Below are 24,357 nucleotides of genomic sequence, written 5' to 3'. Positions count from 1 at the left end.
TCATGGTGGCGGAACTAAGCCGACTGCGCGATCAAATTGATGATGTCGACAAACAAATGGTAACTCTACTCGCCAAACGACTGGCACTAGTTGCGGAAGTGGGAGAGGTAAAAAGTCAGCATGGCTTGCCCATTTATGCGCCTGACCGTGAAGCGGCCATGTTAGCGTCTCGACGAGAAGAAGCCGAAGCGCAAGGGGTGCCGCCCGATTTGATTGAAGATGTGCTGAGACGCACAATGCGCGAGTCGTACAGCAGCGAAAACGACTCAGGATTTAAATGCCTAAACCCGGATTTGCGCCGCATTGTGGTGATTGGCGGAGAAGGGCAGTTAGGTCGCTTATTCGCACGCTTATTCCGTTTATCGGGCTATCAAGTGTCTGTGTTGGAGAAAAACGATTGGGACAACGCAGAGGCATTGCTCGCAGATGCCGGCATGGTGGTGGTCTCTGTGCCGATTGATGTCACCGAAACCGTGATTAGCGCCCTCCRGCAGCTTCCGAAAGACTGTATCTTGGCAGACCTTACCTCCGTTAAATCTGGCCCGCTACAAGCCATGTTAACGGCGCATCAAGGCCCCGTTGTGGGGCTGCACCCCATGTTTGGTCCTGATGTGGCTAGCCTGGCTAAGCAGGTCATTGTTTACTGCGATGGCCGCGAGCCAGAAGCCTATCAATGGCTGCTCGAGCAATTTCGTATTTGGGGGGCGGGACTACACAGGATCAGTGCTGTTGAGCATGATGAGGGCATGACACTGATCCAAGCGCTGCGTCACTTTACGTCGTTTGTTTACGGGGTCCATCTGGCAGAAGAAAACCCCAACTTGGACCAGCTGACAGCGTTGAGCTCACCGATTTATCGCTTGGAGCTTGCCATGGTGGGGCGTCTGTTTGCCCAAGATGCAAGCTTGTATGCGGATATTATTATGTCCTCACCGCAAAACTTGGCGATGATTAAGCGCTTTTACCAGCGTTTTGGGGAAGCGATTGATTTGCTTGAACAGCACGACAAAGCCACCTTTGTTGATGCATTCGCGCAAGTAGAAAACTGGTTTGGCGACTATGCCCCACGTTTTTTACAAGAAAGCCAAGGCCTGTTGCGACAAGCCAACGACGCCACCCATCGCACCGCGACCTAGCTTATGTAAACCACTCCGACAATAGATGATAAATCTATACCCAAACCAGCCGCTTGGCTGGTTTTTTTACAGTGTGCATTTGTCTGTATTTTATACAAAAAAGAGAACTTTGATCCGTTGATTTGATATGGTTTTTAAGGCGCTCTTATTTGGTATGCAATCAAACAATGAAAAAAAGCACTCTGATATATCTTTCACTTATCCTTTTTACCGTGTTCTTTGCTTCTTTTATCGCATTGATGCTCTATCGTAATGCATTGCTGGCTGTGAACCTCGAACATGGACGTTACTCCGCGTGCTTTGATGATGAAGCGGCTACCGAACATATGATGCCCACATGGTTAGACAAAGAGGCCTTTACGGTTCGATTTGTTCCAGTTGGCAGTCACGATTGCTTGGCGCCAAACTTTCCCGCTATTGAAGTCTCATCCCACAAGGTGACGCACTGGTTGCATATAGTCACGACGTCTGGAGAGCAGCAGTTTTCAGGAAAGCATGCATCGTTTGGCAATGGTCAGTCTGGATGGACTTTTGTCGATGTAGGTAGTCAAGAAAGGCGCAACAACAGTTACCCATTTTATAGTGAGGGAGAGGTATTTCGCGATAATCCAAGTTGGACGGCTCCGCCCCATCGAACGTTGCGTTGGGAAGGTATGCTCTTTGGGCTAAGCGAAGTAGATGGGATCTTTTACCCTGTCGGAGGTATATCTTGGGGGTTCAACTTATTTAGATGGTCTTTGATTCCACAGCCTATTCTTCCAAAGTCATTAGCTCGTCGTCACTGGTTGGCGGTTGTTGGGGCTTTGAACGAAGAGTATCCCTATAAATTCAGTACGGATACAGCCACTAATAAAACGTTTAAAGAGTGATTATTAATCAGCTAAAGCCCACTTTGTGGGCTTTTCGCGTTGATAGTCAGTGACGGTTACTCGTTGCTGTCCGGCAGCGATACCTCGGTGGGAGAAATGGTCTCTGACGGATAGCAACCGAGCACTTTTAGATAACGGGTCAGGGTGGTGAGCTCGTCCAGTGCACTTTGCATCACATCACTGGCCATATTGGCTTCAACATCGACATAAAACATCTCTTCCCATGGGTTGCCGAGCACGGGCCGAGATTCCAGCTTGGTCATATTGATGCCGCGCTCTCGCAATACCATCAAACACTCCACCAAAGACCCTGCTTGCTGCGACGTCGACATAATGAATGTGGTTTTGGCAGGCGTAAGTTTGGACACTTTCACCGGCTTACGGGCCACCACAATAAAGCGGGTGTAGTTTTGCTGCTGATTCGCTATGTCTGTTTTGATTGCCGTGAGGCCATACAACTCACCACTGGCGGCATGGCCGATGGCAGCCACATTAGGTTGGTTTAAATCTGCCACTTGTTGCATCGCGTCAGCGGTGCTTGAACAGTACACTTTATTGATTTTGCCTAAGGTATCGACATACTCGCTGCATTGCTGATGAGGTTGGGGGTGCGCGTACAGGGTATCAATATGGCTGGGATCTTGGTCACCAACGGTCAGTAAGCAATGAGCAATGGGAAGGGTTAACTCGCCAACGATAGATAACCGGGTATGCTGCAGCTGATCGTACACTTCATTGATCGACCCTGAGCTAGTATTTTCAACAGGCAATAAGCCATAGTCGGCATGGCCGGTTTCTACCGTTTCGACCACTTGTTTAAAGCTGTCACAGGCCATTTCAACCAATTCAGTCTGCTTGCGGCTAAAGTACTGGCGCGCGGCGAGATAGGAGTACGAACCTTGGCTGCCCAAAAAGGAAACCCGTGCCACTGGGCGTTGATTGTCGGGGTTGGCCAGAGCTTGCAGATAACGCTGCTGAATCAGCACCGAGTCTTCAATAATGGTGTGGAAAATACTCAGCACATAGTGGGCGTCCAGTTGGTGGGCGCTGCCATCACTGACCAATTTTTCCAGTAAGGCTTGTTCTCGCGCTTGATCGCGAATCGGTTTTTGAATCGCGATTTTGTTTTTCGCGACATCCACGCTGAGGCGGCGGCGCTCGGCCAGTAAAGTCAGCAATTCATGGTCTAACTGGCTGATCCGCGTGCGGATCTCGTCCAGTGAAAGTGGCGTGTCTGGCATACATTATCCTTGTTCTAATACAAAAAAACCTCCCGGTTGGGAGGTTAGAGCGCCATGCTGTTAAGGCTTAGCACGCTTCCTCCCGCACAGGCGAGATAAAAAAGAAGCGAAAGAAACGAGCAATAATCAGCATAGGGCCTTGGTTGTTATGTTTGCGTGTCAATTAACCATATTGACAGCGGGGGATGCTGTCAAGCACCAAAAAGCCCCGCGGGGGCGGGGCTGACATGTTTAGCGGGTGAGGTAATGCAATGCGGGTTAGATTTCCTCGTCGGCTGCGTTTTCTTCCATTGCAACCGTTGCCGTTGATTTGTCGTTGCGGCGTGCTTCGCCTTTGTGTTGGGCCTTATTTAATTGCTTTTCGAGCTTTTGGCCCACCTCGTTGATCGCTTTATACATGTCATCGCTTTCCGCAGAGGCCACGATGGTTGATCCTGGCAACCCTGCTTTGGCTTCTACTTTGAACTGATGGTTTGGCTCCTTACTGATCACAGCATGAGGATTGATGAGTGCCACCTGCCACTTGGCCAACTTATCAAAGCGGCTTTCGATGCGCTCACGGATGGCGGGAGTGATCTCGATGTTTTTGCCTGCAATTTCCACTCTCATACTCGTTCCTCTTTGTTCCCCTGTATTAGGTTCATATTCAGATTACCGCTTTCCTCCTTTGATAACGTGACTTGGCTCAAGTTTAAAGGGGGGAGAAAAAACGAAAAGTTGAACTGTGAGCCTTCACGGATCCTGACATTTGTTAAGCATGAAATCCCTTGAACTTAAAGACAAAAATGCTACCTTGGGAGAGGTCACGAATGCTGATTTACCCGCCAGTCAGGGCCGCGTCGCGCCTGTGTATTTTCCTACTTTTCCCTGTGGTTAAAAATGTGCCACAAATCAGCTGGTGCGTTTTGGTGCACTGCGGTGAAACGATAGTGGCTCCAGCTAACTGGGCATAAAAAAGGCGACCATGATGGCCGCCTGATGATGCGCTGATAAACAATCAAGGCATTAGTTATTCGCGTGTAGCTCGTGGTTGAGCTCAACCGCACTCTTGTTGGTCAAACACTCAACGGCCCCTGTTTTTGAATTACGACGGAACAGGAGATCGGCTTTGCCCGCCAAGTCACGTGCTTTAACGCTTTCGACCGCATTCCCGTCGGCGTCGAGCATGGTGACTTTGGTACCTGCGGTGACATACAGGCCTGACTCGATGGTGCAACGATCGCCCAATGGGAAGCCAAGGCCGGCGTTGGCACCGAGTAGTGAGTTTTCGCCAATTGAAACGACAATCTGGCCGCCGCCGCTCAAGGTTCCCATGATTGATGCGCCGCCACCAATATCACTGCCGTTGCCGACCATGACTCCCGCGGAGATTCGGCCCTCAACCATGCTGACACCTTCAGTACCGGCATTAAAGTTGATAAAGCCTTCGTGCATCACTGTCGTACCTTCGCCCACATGGGCACCTAAACGCACTCGGGCGGTATCCGCAATACGCACGCCAGCAGGCACCACGTAATCGGTCATTTTCGGGAATTTATCCACGCACTCAACGGTCAATGTTTCGCCCTTCAGGCGAGCTTCCATTTGACGCTCAGGCAGTTCTGGCAAGTCAATCGGGCCTTGGTTGGTCCAAGCAATGTTGTGTAGCAGACCAAAGAGTCCGTCAAGTACCACACCGTGTGGTTTGACTAAGCGGTGTGAGATCAGTTGAAGCTTGAGGAAGCCTTCCGCCACTGACGCTGGCTTGATGTCATTTTCGAGGATCACCAGTACCAAGGGTTGTGTGGTTTGCTGCGCTTTATTGGCAAAGGTTGCCGCTTGAGAGGCGTCAGCCGCTGAGAAGGCTTCGCTGATCGCACCGCATGTTTCAGGCGCTACCTCGATCACCTGGTTACCCGACGTATAGTCGGTGAGGGCGCTAAGCGCGTTAACCAGCTCATCGCTTGGGTTGAGTAGCGGTGCCGGGAARTAGGCYTCAATGATTTTACCGTCCTGGTTTTTGGTCGCTGTACCTAGCGCCAGAGCAAAGCTTGCCATCGGGGAAGATCTCCTTGTGTATATTTGGGCTTAAAACATCWAACRCTTCATCTTAAAGACAAGCGGCRGTGGTTGGAAGCGATCAAACGGCGGCTGACGAAAAAACCGCACAGGTCGGGGCAGCGATGCGCCTTAATGCATAGGTGGTGAAGGGGGCGGGCATAAAAAAAGCAAGCCACTGGGCTTGCTCTTTCGCGGATCCTAACAGGGTCAGCAATCACAACATTAAGCTGCGTCGGCGTCTTTGTCGTCGCTATTTGTGTCCGCTTTGGTCTCGCTTTTAGCCGGCTTTTTCTTTGCCGCCTTGCGCTTGGCGCCCAGCGCTTCGAGGACAGAGTCTTTATGTTCAGCGAGGTATAGCGACAAGGCTTCACGCTTTTCTTCGTCGTCTACCAGTTTGCTTTCTTCAATCAGATCGAACAAGGCGTCTGCCATGTCCAACATTTTGTCGTAGGCATCGGCTTCGGCTTTGGAGGTAAATGTCATCTTCTCTTCTCCTTCGCGTTCGACCACGTACTTGACGATAACGGCCATAATCACCCTCTCTTCGTTGATTTACTGTCTTTTTATACAGTACGATAAGGGCCATTGTCTACTGACCCTGCCATGATTGTGACATGAGAGAAAAATTTAGCACTATTTATCAACGTGCCGCCGAACGTAAAGGTGGTCAACGTGCATTAGAGCATATGCTGGTGGCACCGCTTGAACATGATGCCTTGTGTGAGATACCAGATGATCGCTGGCTCGCAGCGTTTAGCCAGAAGGTGTTTCAATCGGGGATTAGTTGGCAGGTAGTGCGTAAAAAATGGCCCGGATTTGAAGAGGTGTTCTGGGGCTTTGATATTGAGAAAATGCTGCTGATGCCACCGGAAATGTGGGAAGAAAAAGCCACCAACCCAGCGATTATTCGTCATCTTACCAAGGTGATGACCATTCCGCACAACGCGGAAATGATCCACCGCGTGCAGCAATCGCACGGCAGTTTTAGCCAGTTTGTCGCCGATTGGCCCAGCGAAGATATTGTCGGTTTGTGGCAGTATTTAAAAAAGCACGGTAAGCGTTTAGGCGGTAATACGGGCGCTTATACTTTGCGCCGAATGGGCAAGGACACCTTCTTGTTCACCCGTGATATCGAGCACTACCTGCGTGCGACTAAAATCGTTGATAGCGGTCGAGAGACCAAGCGGGCGATGCAAGCAGCGCAACAGGCATTTAATGAGTGGCAACAAGAGTCAGGCCGTTCACTGAACCATATCAGCCAGCTGATCGCATTCAGTGTGGGTGACAATCGCGTTTAATCGCGCAGCGTTTTGCTGTGCCATCACACGGTTAGCAAGCCGTGTGCGAGGTCGCGGCGTATCGATGGCGGTTTGCGCTTAGTACGGCAATCGGCCACAATCGATGCCAGTTATCTTTCCCATGTGAGCGCCTTGTGTTTACTGTTTATCACTCTAATCAGCTCGATCTGTTRAAATCCTTGTTGGTTTCCCTGATCCAACAGCGTCCGCTGTCTGACCCCTTTCAAAAAGAACTTATTCTGGTGCAAAGCCCCGGCATGGCGCAGTGGTTAAAAATGGCACTCGCCAACGAGCAGCAGATTGTCGCCAACGTCGAATTCCCGCTTCCCGCTACCTTTATCTGGCAGCTGTTTGTGCGGGTGTTAGATGGCGTGCCTGAGCGCAGTGATTTCAACAAAGAGGCGATGACATGGAAGCTAATGGACATCTTACCCAGCTGTCTGGATGCGCCAGAGTTCGCTGATTTAGCCGCGTATTTGGAAGATAGCCAGGATCAGCAACGCGCCTACCAGCTGGCCGAAAAAGTGGCCGATATTTTCGACCAGTATTTGGTCTATCGCCCCGAGTGGGTGCTGGCATGGGAGCAAGAACAACCGGTGCCTGAGCTTGACGATGTGCAGCCTTGGCAGCAAAAACTGTGGCGCCGCTTATACGATCATACTTTGGCGCTGGGCCAATCGCCTTACCATCGCGCTAACTTTTATCAAGAGTTTATCGATACCTTAACCAGCCATCAGCACAAGCCTGCGGGGCTGGCTGATATTGAGCGGGTCTTTGTGTTTGGCATCTCCGCGCTCCCACCACGCTATCTGGATGCGTTGCAAGCACTGGGCGAGCATGTGGAGGTGCATTTTATGTTCACCAACCCATGCCGTTACTATTGGGGCGATATTCGCGACAAGCGCTATCTGGCTAAACGTGCCGCGTTGGCGCGGGATAAAATCAGCCGAATTGAAGACATCCCCGCCGAGAGCCAATTGGCACTCGGACTTGATGAGCCCGAGCACGGTGAAGTAGGGAACAGCTTGCTGGCGTCGATGGGAAAACTGGGGCGCGACAACTTACTGCTGCTCTCGGAAATGGCCTGCAATGAGATTGATAGCGGCTTTGTTGAGGTCAACCGCGATAATCTGCTGCATCACATCCAAGCCGATATTTTGGATTTGAATGAGCCGGGCGATCCCAAGCAGACTGAAACCAGTACGGCGAAAACAGAAATCGAGCCAGATGATGCTTCGATCGCAATCCATGCCTGTCACAGCCCGATGCGCGAAGTCGAAGTGCTGCACGATCAGCTACTCGCGATGTTTGAGGCCAACCCATCACTGAGCCCCCGCGATGTGATTGTGATGGTGGCGGATATCAATGCCTACAGCCCCGCCATTCAAGCGGTGTTTGGTAATGCGCCGAGTGAGCGTTTTATTCCGTTTTCCATCTCAGATCGTAGCGCCGATCAAGAAAGCCCGGTGTTAGCCGCCTTTTTGCGCCTGCTCACCCTGCCTGATAGTCGATGCAGTGCGGCGGAGCTGTTGGAAATTCTTGAGGTGCCGGCGGTGTTGCGCCGTTTCGCCATCGACAGCCAACAGTTTGATCAGATTAAGCAGTGGGTGGAAGAAACCGGCATTCGCTGGGGGCTTGATACCCATACCGCGAGCCAATTTGCCTTGCCCGAGCAGTATCAGAATACGTGGCTATTTGGCCTGAAACGTATGCTACTCGGCTACGCGATGCCGAGTGAGGCCGGCTTGTTTGCAGACACCGTCCCTTATGATGAAGTCCAAGGGCTTAATGCGGAGCTGGCGGGGCGGTTAGGGCTGTTTATCGACACCTTAATTTACTACCAGCAGCAGTTAGCGATTGAGTGCGATGGCAAGGCGTGGGTGGCGCGGTTGACTCAAATGCTAGATGATTGCTTCGCTATTGAAGGGGATGAAGAGTTAGCAGTCAAATTAATCCGTACCCAGTTAGACAGTTGGCTGACACAGCTTAGCGATGCCGCCTTTACCCACACGCTAACCTTGCCCGTGGTGCGCGATTACTTTAATGGTCGCCTCAATAACGAACGAGTCAGCCAGCGCTTTTTGGCCGGGCAGGTCAACTTTTGCACCTTGATGCCGATGCGCTCTATTCCCTTTAACGTGGTGTGTCTGCTTGGGATGAATGATGGCGTGTACCCGCGCACTGTGCCTAGYGTCGGMTTTGATTTGATGGTSGGYCGCACGCGGGCAGGGGATCGCTCGCGCCGTGACGATGATCGTTACCTGTTTTTAGAAGCGCTGCAGTCAGCACAGCAGCGTTTATATATCAGTTATGTCGGGCGCTCAGTGCAAGATAACAGCTTAAAAGTCCCGTCGGTGCTGGTTACCGAGCTGCTTGAATATTGTACCCAAGGCTACTGTTTGGCCGGTGACCGCGATTTACCTGAAGTCCAGTCACGCCAGCGGTTGGAAGAAAAACTTATCCAGTTCCATCCGCTAACGCCCTTTAGCCCTGATGCCTTTTCCGGTGATGGAAGTTATGCACAAGAGTGGCTACCGGCTGCCAAAGGGCAAGGGACGCAACTGCCGGCATTTATTGGTGATGCGTTAAGCCCTGATCCGGATAGTCATATCGATCCTGTGATTGAGTTGGCTGAGTTGCAGCGCTTTTGGCGGTTGCCCGTGCGCTACTTTTTCCAACGCCGCTTGAAAGTCTTCTTTGAGCAGTTAGAAGCGCCGTTAGAAGAATTTGAACCCTTTAGCTTAGATACCTTGCACCGTTTTCAACTGCGCGATCAGCTGTTAGCGCACTTTATTGAGACTGATGACAGTCCCCAAAGCGTGCAGGACTTTATGGCCCGACAGCGAGGACAGGGCAAGTTGCCCTTGGCGTACTTTGGCGAGCTGACCTTGGATACGCAAGTTACGGTGATCCGTGATATGTACCAACGTTTAACGCCTTTACTCGCCGCGCCGCGCCCCGATCTTGAGCTTAATCTGACCCTTCCCACTGCCTTGGGTGAGGTGCAATTGCAAGGTTGGCTCAATCGGCGTTATCAAGACAGCTTGGTCCGCTTTCATTGCGGCGATCTGACCGTGCGTCATCAGCTTGCGGTATGGATTGATCATTTATGCCAATGCGCAATGGGCGAAGCCGTGCCGAGTACGCTGGTGGGAGTGAAAGAAACCATCGAGTTTTCCCCACTCAGCAAAGATGACGCGCGAGCACACCTACAAGCCTTGGTTGAAGACTATCAACAGGGCCTCAACCAGCCGCTTACCTATCTGCCAAGCTCAGTCGGAGCGGGGATAAAAGCCCGAGATGGCAAAAAAGGCTTTGATAACAGTGAAACCGGCCAAGACAAAGCCCTAAAAGCGATACGCGATGCCTTTGTAGGAGGCTTTAATCCTGGCGAAGGGCAAGATCCTTATATCTACCGTGTTTGGCCKCAATGGCGAGAGRGCCTCGGCCAAGCGCTGCTAGCGACAGGCGATCGCCACTTAATGCCGATGCTAGCGCAGCGGCAAAAGCGTTAGCGTCTTATCTCCCTGCCGTACCTTATTAGCCAGACGTCCTGTCTGGCTTTTTTATGCGTAAAAAAAGAATATCTAACCGGAACATCCTTTGCTCGGACGATGAACGAGGCGGCTAAATGCGGTGCATCACGCGACACTAAAAAAGCGGTTTGTTATCACGTTGTTGTTTGTTTATTAACCAAATGCGTGCGTTTAACGGATTAATTTGTTTGTGGTCTAAACATTAGTTTTGCGATTATTTTGTCGCTGTGATTTATATATTTGTTTATTTATATCAGTAAATTGTGTGTTTTTATAAGATTAGTGTGCGTATGTTTTTTGGGTTTGTTTCGTGGTTTTTGATGGTTTTTTATTTGAACGTGTAATTAAGTTAACGCACAATGTCATCGAAAATTCATATAACAAATCATGAAAAAAAGGATGTGCCTTCATGCATAAATTCTCAAAAAGCGCAGTGGCGACCCTAGTGTCCGGCCTATTGTTGGGTGCCTCAGCGCACGCCGACGTCAGCATTACACAGGGTAAAACGGCGATTCCCGATGGCGAGGCAACACACGCCCAGGATATCACGGTAAAAAACGAGCATGTCGCGTTCGCATTGGCGGTTGAGTCTGCGCCACCATGGGGCGTGCCACGTGGTACCTTGGTGGACCTCGCGGCGGTGAAAAATGGCAAAATTGATCTAGACCGAGTCGCTTTTGCAGATTTCATCCCTAATAGCTGGTCGGCTTGGCCGAACGATCGTAAGTCGATTGACATTGTGGAAGACAGCGATGAAAAAGCGGTGATCAAAGTGAGCCGTAACTTCGACAAGGTCGACATTACCACTTGGTACACCTTGGAAGCGGGCTCTGATTCGATTGGACTCAAAACCGTGATGACCAACCAAGGCGAAGACGATCTTGAGCTGGAATCTGGCCACACGATTTGGCCGGATACGGGCTATCAATTCGCGGTACCGGGTCTTGAGGGCAATGAAGAAGCGATGGCGGATAACGCCCTTGCCGATCGCATGGTCGCGTATGACCGTGATTGGGCCTTCGCACTGCACGCGCCTTATTTTGATCGCATCAAATACAATGGCCGCGATATGTATTTGGGCCACACGCTTAAAGCGGGCGAGACCCGTACCTTTGACTCAAAGCTGCAGGTTGTTCCCAACGGCGATATGGCACCGATTGTTAAAGCGGAAGCTGAGCGTCATGGCGAAGCGACGGGCACCATTAGCGGCCAATTGCGCGCCGACAACGGTAAGGTGCCAGCCGATGCGATTGTGATGATTGAAAAAGACGGTCACCCTTACGCGTGGACGCTTGCCAAAGAGGGTCAATACAACATGGCATTGCCAGAAGGCAAGTACCAAGTCTATGGCACGGCGACCGGCCATGCGAATAGCCAACCGCAATCTATTACCGTGAGTGCTGACAGTGAGCAGACACTGGACTTCACATCGCTGAAAAGCCCTGCGACGCTTGCACTTAACGTGGAAGAAGCGGTGTCTGGTGTCGCCAAAGATGCGCGTGTGACTATCATTGAAGGCCAAGCGCCACCGGTTGAATTTTTGGGTAAGCGTACCTTCTTCACTGATTTGCTGCCTGCAGGCCATGCCGAGCTAAAACTGGCACCGGGTGAATACAAGTTAGGCATTAACGCCGGTGCGGGCTTTACTGCAGAATCACAAACTTTGGATGTAACGCTCGAGTCGGGCAAAACCAACCAACAAGTGGTGAAAGTGCCTCAGGTGACTTTCCCGAACCGTAACCATTGGTATGGCGCTGACTTGCACCACCACGGCAATGTGCTGGAAGGGGTAACCCCACCAGAAATCGTGGTGCGTGCTCAGYTGGCAACTGACTTGGATCTGACCTTTATCAGCGATCACGATTCCACCATTAATCACAAAGTGTTTGCTGACCTATCAGCAAAACGTGGCGTACCTTTCATTCCATCGATTGAGATCTCGCCATCGTGGGGACACATGAACCCATTCCCCATCGACAATGGCGCCGCGCTGACGGTCGATCCGGGTACTGATGACGTGCACACCTTGATTGATGCTGCGCATGAGATGGGCGCAGAAGTGGTGCCGATGAACCACCCATATAACGATTATGGCTACTTCACTAATATCGCCAAAGATGCGGTGCCGGGTGGTAAGACCGACCGTTTCGATCTCATGGAGCTCAACGCACGTGTCGATAACGAGCCGACCCTGAAAAAAGCGCATGATATGTGGGATAGCGGCGAAGCCATGTACCTCACAGCCGGTACCGATACCCATGATGCGTGGAACCAGCTTACCGGTCGTATTCGTATGATGGCGCACGTTGACGGCGAATTGACGCCGCTCGCCTTTGCCAAAGCGTTAAAAGCCGGTCACGGCTATGCCACCCAGGGACCAATCTTGTACCCACAAAACATCATGTTTGGTGAAACCGCCAAGGCAGGTGATAAATGGGATATTAACGTGGTCGCCGCGGATGGTCTCAAAGAAGTGCGTTTAATCGGTCAAGGTGGTGAGGTGCTAAACAGCATTACCATTAACCCTGAAGAGAGCACACAGCGTCTTGAGCTATCACTGCCTATTCCTGCGGATGCAGAAGGTTGGATCAACCTAGAAGTGGAAGACAAAGACGGCAGCACGGCATGGACCAACCCAGTTTGGCTTCAGTCGTAAGTGTTACGTCTCAATCAATGAACCAAGGCCAGCCATGCTGGCCTTTTTTGATCGTAACGTTAGTGGGCTCCGCTTGATTGTCTTGGTTGGAATATGTTTTACCCCAAGGGGTTGCTACAATAGCGGGCAGACTAGGCGATGAAATAATGATATGGAACCGCAGATCCTCAATCCGCTCACCTTGCCACTTGATGGCGCCCGATTAATCGAAGCCTCCGCCGGCACCGGCAAGACGTTTACCATTGCTGGCTTGTACCTGCGATTGTTGCTTGGGCATGGCCGCGCAGCGCCGTGTCGGGTAGAGCAAATACTGGTGGTGACGTTTACCGAAGCGGCAACCCAAGAGCTGAAAGACCGTATTCGGCGCCGCATTCATGAGGCGCGTTTTGCCTTTATGCGCGGTGAGAGTGACGACCCTATCATTGAGCCTTTGCTGGCAGAAATTAGCGATCATAAAACTGCGGCGCAGCGACTGTTAGAGGCCGAGCGTCAGATGGACGAAGCGGCTATCTATACCATTCACGGTTTTTGTCAGCGGATGCTGACCCAAAATGCGTTTGAATCGGGCAGCCTGTTCAGTCATGAATTTGTCACCGACGAGCGACAAATTAAAGCGCGCGCGGCGGCCGATTTTTGGCGTCGTCGTTTTTATCCGTTGCCTAAATCGTTAGCCGGTGTGGTGAGCAGCTACTGGCCCGCACCGGAGGCCTTATTAAAAGAGATTGCGCCCTATTTATCCGGGCCTGCTGTCACGGTCAAGGCGCCTGACCTTGGCGAAGATCTCATGGCGGCACACCAAGCGGCGATTGCCAAGATTGATGCGGTGAAGCGCGCATGGCGCGAGGCAGGGGAGCAAATCACCGACCAGCTCAGCGCCGCCAAGCTCGATGGCCGCAGTTATCGCAAAGATCATCTGGCAAACTGGCTGAATGCGATGGAACAATGGGCCAATGCCGAGACGCTTGATTACCAGTTGCCCGACAAATTGGAAAAATTCGCCCAACAGACATTAGCGGCCAAGAGTAAAGCTGAGCCACCGAGTCTGGCGCTATTTGATCAAATTCAGGAATTGGTTGATCAGCCGCCGACGTTAAAACCGGGATTAACCGCGCTGGCGATTAAAGAAGTTCGGCAGCTGCTCCGCCAAGAAAAACGCCGTCAAGGGTGGCTCTCGTTTGACGATCTCCTTTCTCAGCTTGCCAGCGCACTAGACCAAGATAGCCAAGGCCAGTTGGCCGCGCGTATTCGCAGCTTATATCCGGTGGCAATGATTGATGAGTTCCAAGACACCGACCCGCTGCAATATCAGATTTTTAGCACTGTCTATCAGCCGCCAGTGGCGGACGATGCCGCTGTATTCGAAGAGCAAGAAGAAGGGGGGGAGCGCACCGGTTTAATGATGATTGGCGACCCTAAGCAGGCGATTTATGCCTTCCGYGGTGCCGACATCTTCACCTATATTCATGCCCGTGCGCAGGTGGTTGATCACTACAACCTTGCCACTAACTGGCGCTCGACAGATGGTATGGTGCGCGGGGTCAATGCCTTGTTCTCACGTGCGAAGGCACCGTTCGTTTATCAAGACAGCATTCCCTTTTTAGCGGTGGCCTCTTCGCCTAGTGCCAAACAAAAAGCGCTGGTGGTGGAGGGAAACGAGCAGCCCGCGCTCACCTTTTGGCATCACAGCCCGGATGAATTGTGTACCAAGCAAGATTTTGAACAGACCTTAGCGGTGAGTACCGCACAGCATATCACTCAGGTACTCAATCAATCGGTGGCGGGCAATAGTTATCTACAAACGCCTTCCGGCCGAGCCGACATTCAGCCGCACAATATCGCTGTGTTGGTGCGCACCGGACGCGAGGCACAGCTGGTCAAGCAAGCGCTGGCCGAAAAAGGCGTGGCGTCTGTCTATCTTTCTAACCGTGATAATGTGTTCGCCAGCCCTGTCGCCAGTGATATTGAGCGCATCTTGGTGGCGGTGATGCAGCCTGAAAACGAGCGTAAGTTGCGAGCGGCACTAGCCAGCCCCTTATTTGGCTTGACCGCCGAGCAGCTGGCGTTACTCAATCAAGACGAAGCCTTGTGGGAGCAAGAGGTGGTGGCCTTTAGCCATTACCGTGACACTTGGCAGCGCCGTGGCGTGATGCCGATGCTTCGCCAAGTCGCCAGTGCTCGCCAAGTGGCAGAAAACTGGTTGGCGATGCCGCAAGGCGAGCGCTGTGTGACCGATTTTTTGCATATCGCGGAGTTGCTGCAAAGTGCCAGCCAGCAATTGGACAACCCACACGCGCTGATCCGCTGGCTACAAGAGCGAATGGCCGAGCCGGCTCAACAATCGGAAGAGCAGCAGGTGCGGTTGGAGTCGGAGCGTGATTTGGTGCAAATCGTCACCATCCACAAATCGAAAGGCTTGGAATACGATTTGGTTTACTTGCCGTTTGCTTGTCAGTATCGCGAAAGCAGCCAACCGTTTTATCACGATGAACAGTATCAGCCGGTGCTGGCGCTGGATAATGTCGATGAAGGCAAAGAACGGGCTGAAAAAGAGCGGCTGGCTGAAGATATCCGCTTGCTGTATGTGGCGGTGACGCGCGCCGTGTATGGGTGTTTTATCGGCTGTGCGCCCCTTAAACAAGGTAACAGTCGGCAAAAAGACTCGGCTTTGCACTTAACGGCCCTCGGCTATTTGCTCCAGCATGGAGAAGCCGGTGATGCTAGCCTGCTGGCCGAGAGCTTGGCTGGATTAGCAAGCGCGAGCGATGCGGTGGCTGTGGTCGCGCCACCCGAGCCAGATGATAGCCGTTATGCCCCTCAAACGGGCGCGCACGAGGCGCTAAGCGCGCGTCACTTCGACGGTAAGATTGACCGTCAGTGGCGCTTAACCAGTTACTCAGGGCTGTTAAAACAAAGCCATCACATTAGCGCTTTACCAACATTGGCCAGTTATGACTTGGACGCGGACGATGATCTCGCTGACGAGGAGACGGCGGATGTGGCGGTGGATCCTTGGTCGGTTTTTGCGTTTCCCAAAGGCGCGAGAGCCGGTACCTTTTTACACACCTTATTTGAAGAAGTGGACTTTACCGCCGACTTGATGAGTGAAGAAGTCGCTGAGCTTATTACCCATCATCTTAGCTTGGAAAACTATGACCCACAGTGGTGCCCGATATTGCAGCAGTGGATGACACAGGTATTGAAACACCCGCTCAATGAGCACGGGTTGATGCTCAACCAAATTGACAACGCCAGTCGATTAACGGAGATGGAGTTCGTGATGCCTTTGGCTGCACTAGACTGCCAGCGATTGAATCGACTCGCCGCGCGATATGATGCGTTATCAGCCCGAGCTGGCCAGCTCACCTTTGACACGGCGCGCGGGATGCTAAAAGGCTTTATCGATTTGACCTTCCGCGCCGATGGCAAGTATTACGTGCTGGATTGGAAGTCGAACCATTTAGGGGACAGTTTGGCCGATTACCATCCTGATGCGCTCAAAGAGGCGATGATCGCGCACCGATACGACTTTCAGTACCAGATCTATACCTTGGCGCTGCACCGCTTTTTGCGCCAGCGGATCCCAGATTATGATTACGACACCCATGTGGGGGGCGTGTTTTATTTCTTTTTACGGGGCGCCAGTGATAGTGGCGAGACCGGTGTGTTCGCGCACCGTCCCGACAAGGCGCTGATTGACGCCTTGGACAACCTCTTTGCTGGAGAGTCGGTATGAAACAAGCATTAATGGCACTATACCAGCGCGGGGAATTACGAGCGATTGATGTGCAATTTGCTTGTTTGATGGGCGAAGAAGAAACCCAATTAGATAAGGCTACTATCACAGTATGGGCGGCGCTGCTGAGCCGTGAAGTGGGCAAAGGCCATGTCTGCCTTGATTTGCACCAGTGGCAGCCACCCAGTGACGTCGCTTGGCAGTCTTTATTGGCGCACATTGATAACCAAGCGCCAAGCGAGCAATTGGYACAGGCCTCAGTCGTGTCTGACGGGACGCAGGCGACGCCCTTGGTGCTTGCCGGGCATCGATTGTATTTGCATCGCTACTGGCATGCCGAGCAGCAAGTGGCGGGGCATATTCGCCAGCGTCTCACGGCGCTATCGGTACCGGATGAGGCTAGACAAACCCTAGATAGCTTATTTGCCGCCTCACAGGCGGAGATTGATTGGCAAAAAGTGGCGGCAGCCACCGCGTTGACCCAGCCTTTTGCGGTGATTTCGGGTGGGCCGGGTACGGGGAAAACCACCACCGTCGCCCGTTTGTTGGCGGCGCTGGTGGCGTCGCACCACGCCGAGCGTACAACGTCTGCAGCGCTCACTATTAAGCTGGTGGCCCCGACCGGCAAAGCGGCTAACCGATTGACTGAATCACTAGGACGGGCGATTGCCGCCTTGTCTGTTGATCATGACGTGAAAGCGGCGCTGCCGACCCAAGCAAGTACCATTCACCGATTATTAGGGGCGATTCCGCAGCGAGTCGCGTTTCGCCATCATAAAAATAATCCCGTACATGCGGATGTGTTGATTGTCGATGAAGCCTCGATGGTGGACTTGCCCTTGATGGCGCAGCTGTTCGATGCCTTGGCGCCCTCAACACGCATTATCTTGCTGGGGGATAAAGATCAGCTTGCCTCTGTGGAAGCGGGGGCGGTGCTAGGCGATATTTGTCAGTACGCCGAGGCGGGCTATCCATCGGCGCAAGCAGCGCGTTTAAGCCAGTTAACAGGCTTTGACGTACCCGAAAACCCACATGCGCCAGCGATCGCCAGTGCCCTTTGTCTGCTGCGCAAAAGTTATCGTTTTGATGCCGAATCCGGCATTGGCCAGCTCGCCTTTGCGGTGAACCGAGGAGAAATGGCTGAGGTGGGGGCGGTGTTAAAACGCGGCTATGGCGATATTATCCACCATGTGTTGAGTGATGACAGCTATCAGACCCTGATGCAACAAGCGGTGACAGGATATCGCGATTACTTAACCTCACTCGACAATGCAACGCTCGAAAATCCGTCATCAATGGCGGACGTGCTGAGTGCCTTTAGCCAATTTCGATTGTTATGCGCATTGACTGAAGGTCCGTTTGGCGTCGCTGGCCTCAACCAAGCCATTGAGCAACATTTGGCGTCGGCAGGGCTGATCGCCAAAGAGCGTGACACCTGGTATCACGGCCGACCAATCATGATTTTGCAAAACGATCATGCCCTGGGGTTGTATAACGGTGATATTGGGATTGCGGTACAACACGCGGGGATCACCCGGGTGGCGTTTGAAACCCACGATGGTGAAGTGCGCTATTTGCTTGCCAGCCGTCTGCCCGCCCATCAAACTGCGTTTGCGATGACGGTGCATAAATCACAGGGTTCGGAGTTTGCGCATACAGTGTTGGTGTGTCCGCCCACTATTTCACCGGTGATCACCCGCGAGCTGATTTACACCGGAATCACGCGGGCGAAGCACCAACTTGATCTTTACGCGTCTTGGCCGGTGCTGCGCCACGGTGTGGGCGCACGCACCGCCCGTTATAGTGGCTTGCCGGATGCCTTGTTGGCCTCTTGAGCGTGGCGAAACCCGCTAAAGCGCTAAAGTCAGCACCTTAGAGCGCCGCTGATAGTTGTACAGCTCTTGGCGAGTGTTAGGGAGTGCTGACACATCAGAGAGCAAAAAGCCTTGTTCCAAAAACCAATGCAGACTGTGGGTGGTGAGCACAAAAATGGTTTCGAGCCCTTTGGCTTTGGCGCGTTGTTTGAGGTGATTGAGGAGCATGACGCCGCGGTCGCCATCACGGTAGTCTGGATGAATGGCGACGCATGCCATCTCGCCGGTGCGCGCTTCACTAAACGGATAGAGTGCGGCGCAGCCTATCACTAATCCATCGCGTTCGATGATGGTAAAGCGGGGGATTTCTTGCTCCAATTGTTCTCGCGAGCGGCGCACTAGGATCCCTTGTTGCTCCAAAGGTCGGATCAAATCCAAGATCCCACCGATATCGTCAATCTGGGCTTGGCGCACTTTTTCGGCACGCTCCATCACGATCTGGGTGCCGATCCCCTCAATCGAGAACAGCTCTTGGATTAATGCCCCATCTTTTTTATAGCTGATCAAATGGCTACGCGTAACGCCCGCGCGACACGCAGCAATCGCGCCTCGTAAAAAGCGACTGGTGCCAGAGCCAGTATCGCCAGCGGCTTCTCTGGCTTYTAGAAGTGGCTGGGCTTGGGTGGGCAGTAACTCAGAAATTACCTCATTGTCTTGGTTTAAGACCCCTTGTTCGGAGCAAAAGCCAATTAACTTGTCTGCGCGTAACCGAATCGCGACTTGAGTCGCCACTTCTTCGGAGGTGAGGTTAAAGCATTCCCCCGTCACTGAGCTGGCTACCGGCCCCATTAGCACAATCGCATTTTGATCGAGCTGGCGCTGAATGCCGTCAATGTCGATACGGCGAATTTTGCCACTGTGACAATAATCAATTCCTTCATCGACGCCCAAGGGTTGCGCGATAACAAAATTGCCACTGATCACATTGATCTGAGCGCCGGCCATGGGCGTGTTATTCAGCCCCATGGATAAACGCGCCGTAATGTCGAGCTGCACTTGACCGGCCGCTTGTTTGACCACTTCAAGCGCGTGGCTGTCGGTGATGCGAATACCTTTGTGATAAGGCGTTTCCAGTCCGTACTGATTAAGAGCATGATTGATTTGCGGGCGGGCGCCAAACACCAACACCAGTTTCATGCCCAGACTATTGAGTAGGGCGATATCATTGACGATATTCTGAAAGTTCTCATCCGCCATCGCCTCGCCACCCAGCATGATCACCGCGGTTTTATCTCGGTGAGCGTTGACATACGGCGCCGATTGACGAAATCCTTTAACCAGTGCGGTACTTCTTATCTTCACATGCCTTTCCATCTAAATATTCACTTATAGTGCCTTTTTATTCTCTTTGGGTGATAAGTGTCAAGCCTTTAGTCAGTTTACTATGCGCTGTCGTCTGCGCGCCCGTGCGATAAAGAGGCGAGGTGACGGGGCAAATTAGCGTCTGTTTGGGAACCAAACTCACAAGATTTGCAAACTGCGTCTAAAGTAGACAATGGGATTGGTTAAAATGTCCTGATTATCAGTGAGTGAGGTTGTAGCGTGCGGTTGACCAAACAAATATTTTTACTGGTGTTTATTATTCTAGCGGGTGGCGCCAGTTTTCTGGTGGCAACTCGCCCCGAGTTTTTTGCCCCTGATATGACCAAAAAAGATTTATACGGTGAGTGGGTGGAACTAGAGGTGGCCCCTTATGCGGCTGACCGTTTTGAGGTGCGCTCGGATGGTATTTATACCAATGGAAGTCGTGCGACTACCGCTTATACGTTTGATGGCGATGAGCTGTCGTACACGATTGGCACACAAGAGTATCTGTATCGCGTAGAGAATAAATCAACGCTAGAAAGGCTATCGCCAGCGCACTATACGTCTATGTTCGGTAAGGCGAATTAAGTTTGCGCGCAGCGTTGCTGCAAGTGAAGAGGCGCCAATTGCGATCAATGGCAATATGGCGCCACTTTACACGCTAGTATTTAACCGCGTCGAGAGATGAAAGCAGTTCATTAACCGAACACTGCTTCATGGCCACGCGGCGAAGGATATCGGCGGTGGTTTCATCGCCACCGAGACAACGTTGAATGCTGGTATTGATAGTGTTTCGAGTGCAGCCCTCACTGGCCATCATTCGAATCCATTGGTATTCCACTGCATCGGTATCAAGAAGCGTTGAACGCCCAACTTTCAGATCCATAGCAACCCGTACTCCCTTGATGTTGCATTTATTATGCAATTTTGTTTCAGACACAGTACATAACAACTATATGACACTTTCATGAATGTCGCCTATTTCAGGCAGGTAAGATAGATTTGATCACATTCAACGTGTATTGATTTGCAGGCAGTTACAACTTAGCAATGAGAAGTGATTGCGAAGTGTAGGTCTTTTTGCGAGCCTTAGCGCTACAAACTACTGATTGGATTACAGTGTGAAAAAAGCGTTAGTCGTGATGGGGTGTGTGGTTGCACTCGCAGGGTGTGTACGTCCCACTGACCGTGGTCAACAATATGTTGATGGGCGGTTTGAATCAATTTTAACTCCAGTGCCACACGTGGTGTCTGATAGCCCACGTGACTTTAGTCTGTTTAATGATCAGTTAGCCGAAGTGAAAGCGAAATCGCCTTCGCTAGTGGCCAAGCATCAAGCGGTATACCAGCGCTTGCAAGCGTGGTTGGATGCAGGAGGCAATGTGGAAGCACTTGCTGAGTTTGGACTGGGTGTCGACCAAATGGGCGGTGGTGATGACTTTGGTAACGTGATGTTTACCGGTTATTTCTCACCAGTGATTGAGATGCGTCATCAACCCGATGCCTTGTTCCGCTATCCGGTTTATGCCAAACCCTTTTGCGATGACGACTGCCCAGATCGCAAAGCGATTTACGATGGAGCCTTAGATGGGTTGGGATTAGAGCTGGGCTACAGCGCTTCTTTGATTGATAACTTTATTATGGAAGTTCAGGGCAGTGGTTTTGTCCACTTTGGCGATAACGACCAACTCGAGTATTTTGCCTACGGTGGCAAGAATGGGCACCCTTACGTCAGCATCGGTAAAGTCTTGATTGAAAACGGCGAAGTGCCGCGTGAAAAAATGTCGCTGAAAGCGATCAAAGACTGGGTGGCGGCTCATGGTGAAGAGGAAGTTCGTGAGTTACTGGAGCAAAATCCCTCTTATGTTTTCTTTACGCCTAAGGCGGCAGATCCCGTGAGTGGCACGGCAGGTATTCCATTGAAAGCCGGCGCGTCTGTGGCGGCGGATAGACGTTATTTACCGATGGGGAGTGTGCTACTTGCTGAAGTGCCTCAGTTGGATGAGCAAGGCAACTGGACGGGAGAGCATGTACTCAAACTGTTAATGGCATTAGATACCGGTGGGGCGGTGAAAGAAAATCATCTTGATTTGTACCACGGTATGGGCAATGACGCTGGAGAGCGAGCGGGGCATTACAAACACTTTGGCCGAGTTTGGAAGCTTGAAGCGTTGGCACCCCAGCTTGCGAGTCAGCCTTAGAGAGTGTCATTCACGGAGTTGAAGCGATAAAAAAGCGAGCATTGCATGCTCGCTTTTCCTTTGAGCGTGATTGATTATTCAATCAAACCTGCTTCACGATAGTAGCGTGCCGCGCCGGGGTGAAGCGGTGCAGACAAGCCATCTTTTACCATTTCTTCTTTCTTCAGATTCGCAAAGGCAGGGTGCAAACGGCGGAAATCATCGAAGTTCTCAAACACTGCTTTCACGACGTTGTAAATCACGTCGTCTGGTACTTGAGTCGATGATACAAAGGTCGCACCGACACCGAAAGTCGTGACATCGCTATCGTTACCACGGTACATGCCACCTGGGATCACGGCTTTACGGTAGTAATCACGGTCAGCAATCAGCTGTYTAGCTGCATCGTTCGCCACTTCCACTAGCACGCTATCACAGGCGGTAGTCGCTTCTTGGATTGCGCCACTTGGGTGGCCGACTGTGTAGACCATGGCATCAATTTTGTTGTCACACAATGCCTTGGATTGTTCCGCCGCCTTTAGCTCAGAGATTTGGCCGAACTTGTCCATATCCCAACCCATTTGGTCCATCAATACTTCGATGGTACCGCGTTGACCTGAGCCTGGGTTACCAATGTTGACGCGTTTGCCAGCCAGATCATCAAAGGTTTTAATCCCTGCGTCCGCACGTGCGACCACAGTAAAGGGTTCAGGGTGGATCGAGAAGACCGCGCGCAGATCTTTGAACTCGCCTTGGTCTTTAAACTTGCTGGTGCCTTTGTAAGCGTGATATTGCCAGTCAGACTGGGCGATACCCATATCTAGCTCGCCAGCACGGATAGTATTGATGTTGTAAATAGAACCGCCCGTACTCTCTACTGAGCAGCGAATACCATGGTCATCTTTGCTTTTATTGACCAGACGGCAGATTGCACCACCCGTAGGGTAATAAACACCAGTAACACCACCGGTACCARTGGTCACAAACTGATTTGCTTGAGCGGTTGCTGCGGTTCCTAGTGCAGCGGAAAAGCTGAGCGCAATCAGAGTCGGTTTCATCGCTTTCATGCTTAAGATTCCTTTTTAGTTAGAGGTTGCTATCCGGGCGCACCCTCGAAGATGGTATGACACTCGATGCAAATATGACAAAAAAGTGTCACCGCGCTATTTTTTCAATCTTTTAACAATATTTGCAAGCAATAGTATTGGGTTAAAACGACTGGGTCATGGTTTGCCTCAATGCTTGTACAGGTTTAGTACAATATCCCAGCTTTTCCAGCGTGTTGCGCAGTTGTGTGATCTGGTATGCGTTATTGGGGGCTGCGCGACCATGGACATCGAAGATGTTGTTTTCAAAACCAATCCTCATATCTCCTCCTAGCAAGGCGGCCGTGGTTAAACAGGAAAGCTCACGCTGGCCAAATGCACAGACAGACCAAGGAACAGTTTCATCTAAGTGACGAGCTTGATACATGGCGACGATATCTTCCGGTGCGCCTCTGGGAGGCGTTCGGTCGCGGCCCGCAACAAAAAGCAGGTGATGACCTTGCGAGGGAAGAATGCCTTGCTCTCGTAACGCGTAATAGCGTGCCAATTCTTGAGGGTGATAGAGAATAAACTGGCTGTAGATGCGCGCCTCCACTGTCCAAGCAAAAAAATCTTTCACGGCTTGGTGTGTCGGTTGATGATCAGGAACAAGCTCTCTGAGTGCAAAGGAAGCGGCTTCCGGTTTGACGGCTTGGATCAGAGCCATTTGTTGCTGGGGAGAATAGCGGCCTACGGCCTCGGTGGTGAGTTGAATCACCATACGATCGCCGACGGCATCCATCACTTGCTGATATAGCGTTTGGTTTAGCGCGGGATCAAGGCTATGCGTCCCCTGTGTATCTCGGGCGTGGATATGTGCCATGGTTGCGCCTGCCTCTGCACATTCGTGCAGGCAGTGGATCAGTTGTTTGCCGGTGATAGGCACAGTCGGGTGGTGTGTGGGCTGTAAGCGTGCACCATTGGGGGCAACCATGATCGTCCTTGCGTCTTGCATTCTTTTCCCTCGTCTATCAATGTATCGTTATTGAGAAGGCAAGCACATCTCTAATGTTAGTGCTAGCTTGTCGGTGATGGCTGCGATATGAGTTGATTCAATGATATAGGGCGGTGCGAGTAAGATATGGTGCCCCTGCTTACCATCAATGGTACCGCCCATGGGATAACACATCAGCCCGTTATGCATGGCGGTATGTTTTATCGTTTGATGGAGCGCGAGATCAGATGAAAAGGGGCGCTTACTGGTTTTGTCTGCCACGAGCTCTAACGCGACAAACAGTCCACGTCCGCGAATGTCGCCGACAAAAGGGTGTGAATCAAACTGATGATGTAGCGCCGTTTTAAGCGCCTCACCTTGTTTTTCCGCCGCGTCAACTAATCCTTCTTGCTCAAGTGTGGTGAGTGTTGCTAAGGCAGCGGCACATGCCGTTGGATGAGCCATAAAGG

Annotated in this window: 18 protein-coding genes; 9 read left to right on the top strand and 9 right to left on the bottom strand. The window is 51.7% G+C overall.

Annotated elements, in window-relative coordinates; genetic code table 11:
* The first annotated feature begins 2 nt into the window (after positions 1 to 2).
* Both tyrA and BZG83_RS03415 read left to right on the top strand, forming a co-directional pair.
* The gene (gene tyrA / locus BZG83_RS03420; protein ID WP_077479381.1) at positions 3 to 1,136 is read left to right on the top strand and encodes a bifunctional chorismate mutase/prephenate dehydrogenase; all 1,134 of its coding nucleotides are present in this window, start codon (positions 3 to 5) and stop codon (positions 1,134 to 1,136) included.
* 167 nt (positions 1,137 to 1,303) lie between these two features.
* Positions 1,304 to 2,005: a hypothetical protein gene (locus tag BZG83_RS03415; RefSeq protein WP_077479380.1), complete on the top strand. Its 702-nt coding sequence runs from the start codon at positions 1,304 to 1,306 to the stop codon at positions 2,003 to 2,005.
* Positions 2,006 to 2,061: 56 nt separating this feature from the next.
* Here the strand turns inward: BZG83_RS03415 and pheA are convergent, their stop codons facing one another.
* From pheA to BZG83_RS03395, 4 genes are all read right to left on the bottom strand, one after another.
* Positions 2,062 to 3,246, bottom strand: coding sequence for a prephenate dehydratase (gene pheA, locus BZG83_RS03410; protein WP_077479379.1), 1,185 nt, complete (start codon positions 3,244 to 3,246; stop codon positions 2,062 to 2,064).
* A gap of 258 nt (positions 3,247 to 3,504) precedes the next feature.
* Positions 3,505 to 3,855, bottom strand: coding sequence for a ribosome hibernation-promoting factor, HPF/YfiA family (gene hpf, locus BZG83_RS03405; protein WP_077479378.1), 351 nt, complete (start codon positions 3,853 to 3,855; stop codon positions 3,505 to 3,507).
* Positions 3,856 to 4,251: 396 nt separating this feature from the next.
* Positions 4,252 to 5,283, bottom strand: a complete 1,032-nt coding sequence (gene dapD / locus BZG83_RS03400) for a 2,3,4,5-tetrahydropyridine-2,6-dicarboxylate N-succinyltransferase (RefSeq protein WP_069586682.1) — start codon at positions 5,281 to 5,283, stop codon at positions 4,252 to 4,254.
* Between the two features lie 225 nt (positions 5,284 to 5,508).
* Positions 5,509 to 5,817: a YebG family protein gene (locus tag BZG83_RS03395; protein ID WP_069586683.1), complete on the bottom strand. Its 309-nt coding sequence runs from the start codon at positions 5,815 to 5,817 to the stop codon at positions 5,509 to 5,511.
* Between the two features lie 83 nt (positions 5,818 to 5,900).
* On the opposite strand from BZG83_RS03395, the gene BZG83_RS03390 reads away from it, so the two are divergent.
* The 5 genes from BZG83_RS03390 to recD all read left to right on the top strand — a co-directional run bounded on the left by BZG83_RS03390 (position 5,901) and on the right by recD (position 18,344).
* Positions 5,901 to 6,584 (top strand): DNA-3-methyladenine glycosylase I, encoded by a 684-nt coding sequence (locus tag BZG83_RS03390; RefSeq protein ID WP_077479377.1) that lies wholly within the window; start codon positions 5,901 to 5,903, stop codon positions 6,582 to 6,584.
* A 134-nt stretch (positions 6,585 to 6,718) separates the two neighbouring features.
* Positions 6,719 to 10,099, top strand: coding sequence for an exodeoxyribonuclease V subunit gamma (gene recC / locus BZG83_RS03385; RefSeq protein ID WP_077479376.1), 3,381 nt, complete (start codon positions 6,719 to 6,721; stop codon positions 10,097 to 10,099).
* 430 nt (positions 10,100 to 10,529) lie between these two features.
* Positions 10,530 to 12,776 (top strand): CehA/McbA family metallohydrolase, encoded by a 2,247-nt coding sequence (locus BZG83_RS03380; RefSeq protein ID WP_077479375.1) that lies wholly within the window; start codon positions 10,530 to 10,532, stop codon positions 12,774 to 12,776.
* Between the two features lie 151 nt (positions 12,777 to 12,927).
* Positions 12,928 to 16,509, top strand: a complete 3,582-nt coding sequence (gene recB, locus BZG83_RS03375; protein WP_077479374.1) for an exodeoxyribonuclease V subunit beta — start codon at positions 12,928 to 12,930, stop codon at positions 16,507 to 16,509.
* Positions 16,506 to 18,344, top strand: a complete 1,839-nt coding sequence (recD, locus tag BZG83_RS03370; protein WP_077479373.1) for an exodeoxyribonuclease V subunit alpha — start codon at positions 16,506 to 16,508, stop codon at positions 18,342 to 18,344. Before recB ends, recD begins: the two co-directional genes overlap by 4 nt.
* A gap of 15 nt (positions 18,345 to 18,359) precedes the next feature.
* On the opposite strand, the gene argA is transcribed toward recD, so the two are convergent.
* The gene (gene argA / locus BZG83_RS03365) at positions 18,360 to 19,685 is read right to left on the bottom strand and encodes an amino-acid N-acetyltransferase (protein ID WP_198929721.1); all 1,326 of its coding nucleotides are present in this window, start codon (positions 19,683 to 19,685) and stop codon (positions 18,360 to 18,362) included.
* A 240-nt stretch (positions 19,686 to 19,925) separates the two neighbouring features.
* Here argA and BZG83_RS03360 point away from each other — a divergent pair, with 240 nt between their 5' ends.
* On the top strand, positions 19,926 to 20,276 hold the full coding sequence (locus tag BZG83_RS03360) for a DUF2850 domain-containing protein (RefSeq protein ID WP_101494780.1): 351 nt from the start codon (positions 19,926 to 19,928) through the stop codon (positions 20,274 to 20,276).
* Positions 20,277 to 20,349: 73 nt separating this feature from the next.
* Here the strand turns inward: BZG83_RS03360 and BZG83_RS03355 are convergent, their stop codons facing one another.
* A complete protein-coding gene (locus BZG83_RS03355) occupies positions 20,350 to 20,574 on the bottom strand; it encodes a hypothetical protein (RefSeq protein ID WP_069586647.1) in 225 nt (74 codons plus the stop codon).
* Between the two features lie 235 nt (positions 20,575 to 20,809).
* On the opposite strand from BZG83_RS03355, the gene mltA reads away from it, so the two are divergent.
* Complete coding sequence (mltA, locus tag BZG83_RS03350) at positions 20,810 to 21,889, top strand: murein transglycosylase A (protein ID WP_069586646.1); 1,080 nt, start codon at positions 20,810 to 20,812, stop codon at positions 21,887 to 21,889.
* Positions 21,890 to 21,963: 74 nt separating this feature from the next.
* Here mltA and BZG83_RS03345 read toward each other — a convergent pair whose 3' ends face one another.
* The 3 genes from BZG83_RS03345 to BZG83_RS03335 all read right to left on the bottom strand — a co-directional run.
* Positions 21,964 to 22,935, bottom strand: a complete 972-nt coding sequence (locus BZG83_RS03345) for a TAXI family TRAP transporter solute-binding subunit (protein ID WP_077479371.1) — start codon at positions 22,933 to 22,935, stop codon at positions 21,964 to 21,966.
* 142 nt (positions 22,936 to 23,077) lie between these two features.
* Entirely contained in the window at positions 23,078 to 23,908 is an 831-nt protein-coding gene (locus BZG83_RS03340; RefSeq protein ID WP_077479370.1) for a 3-keto-5-aminohexanoate cleavage protein, read from the bottom strand.
* 27 nt (positions 23,909 to 23,935) lie between these two features.
* A partial coding sequence (locus BZG83_RS03335; protein ID WP_131825048.1) for an aminotransferase class III-fold pyridoxal phosphate-dependent enzyme occupies positions 23,936 to 24,357 on the bottom strand: 422 nt, incomplete at its 5' end.

This window comes from Salinivibrio sp. PR919, assembly GCF_001995355.1.
Taxonomy (GTDB): domain Bacteria; phylum Pseudomonadota; class Gammaproteobacteria; order Enterobacterales; family Vibrionaceae; genus Salinivibrio; species Salinivibrio proteolyticus.
This window is presented reverse-complemented; position numbering and strand designations above follow the sequence as displayed.

What these genes read in the sequence shown, in the direction of transcription:
- BZG83_RS03355 (WP_069586647.1), bottom strand. Translation starts at nt 20,574, where the DNA reads ATGGATCTGAAAGTTGGGCGTTCAACGCTTCTTGATACCGATGCAGTG.
- BZG83_RS03390 (WP_077479377.1), top strand. Translation starts at nt 5,901, where the DNA reads ATGAGAGAAAAATTTAGCACTATTTATCAACGTGCCGCCGAACGTAAA.
- BZG83_RS03395 (WP_069586683.1), bottom strand. Translation starts at nt 5,817, where the DNA reads ATGGCCGTTATCGTCAAGTACGTGGTCGAACGCGAAGGAGAAGAGAAG.
- BZG83_RS03340 (WP_077479370.1), bottom strand. Translation starts at nt 23,908, where the DNA reads ATGCAAGACGCAAGGACGATCATGGTTGCCCCCAATGGTGCACGCTTA.
- hpf (WP_077479378.1), bottom strand. Translation starts at nt 3,855, where the DNA reads ATGAGAGTGGAAATTGCAGGCAAAAACATCGAGATCACTCCCGCCATC.
- BZG83_RS03415 (WP_077479380.1), top strand. Translation starts at nt 1,304, where the DNA reads ATGAAAAAAAGCACTCTGATATATCTTTCACTTATCCTTTTTACCGTG.
- pheA (WP_077479379.1), bottom strand. Translation starts at nt 3,246, where the DNA reads ATGCCAGACACGCCACTTTCACTGGACGAGATCCGCACGCGGATCAGC.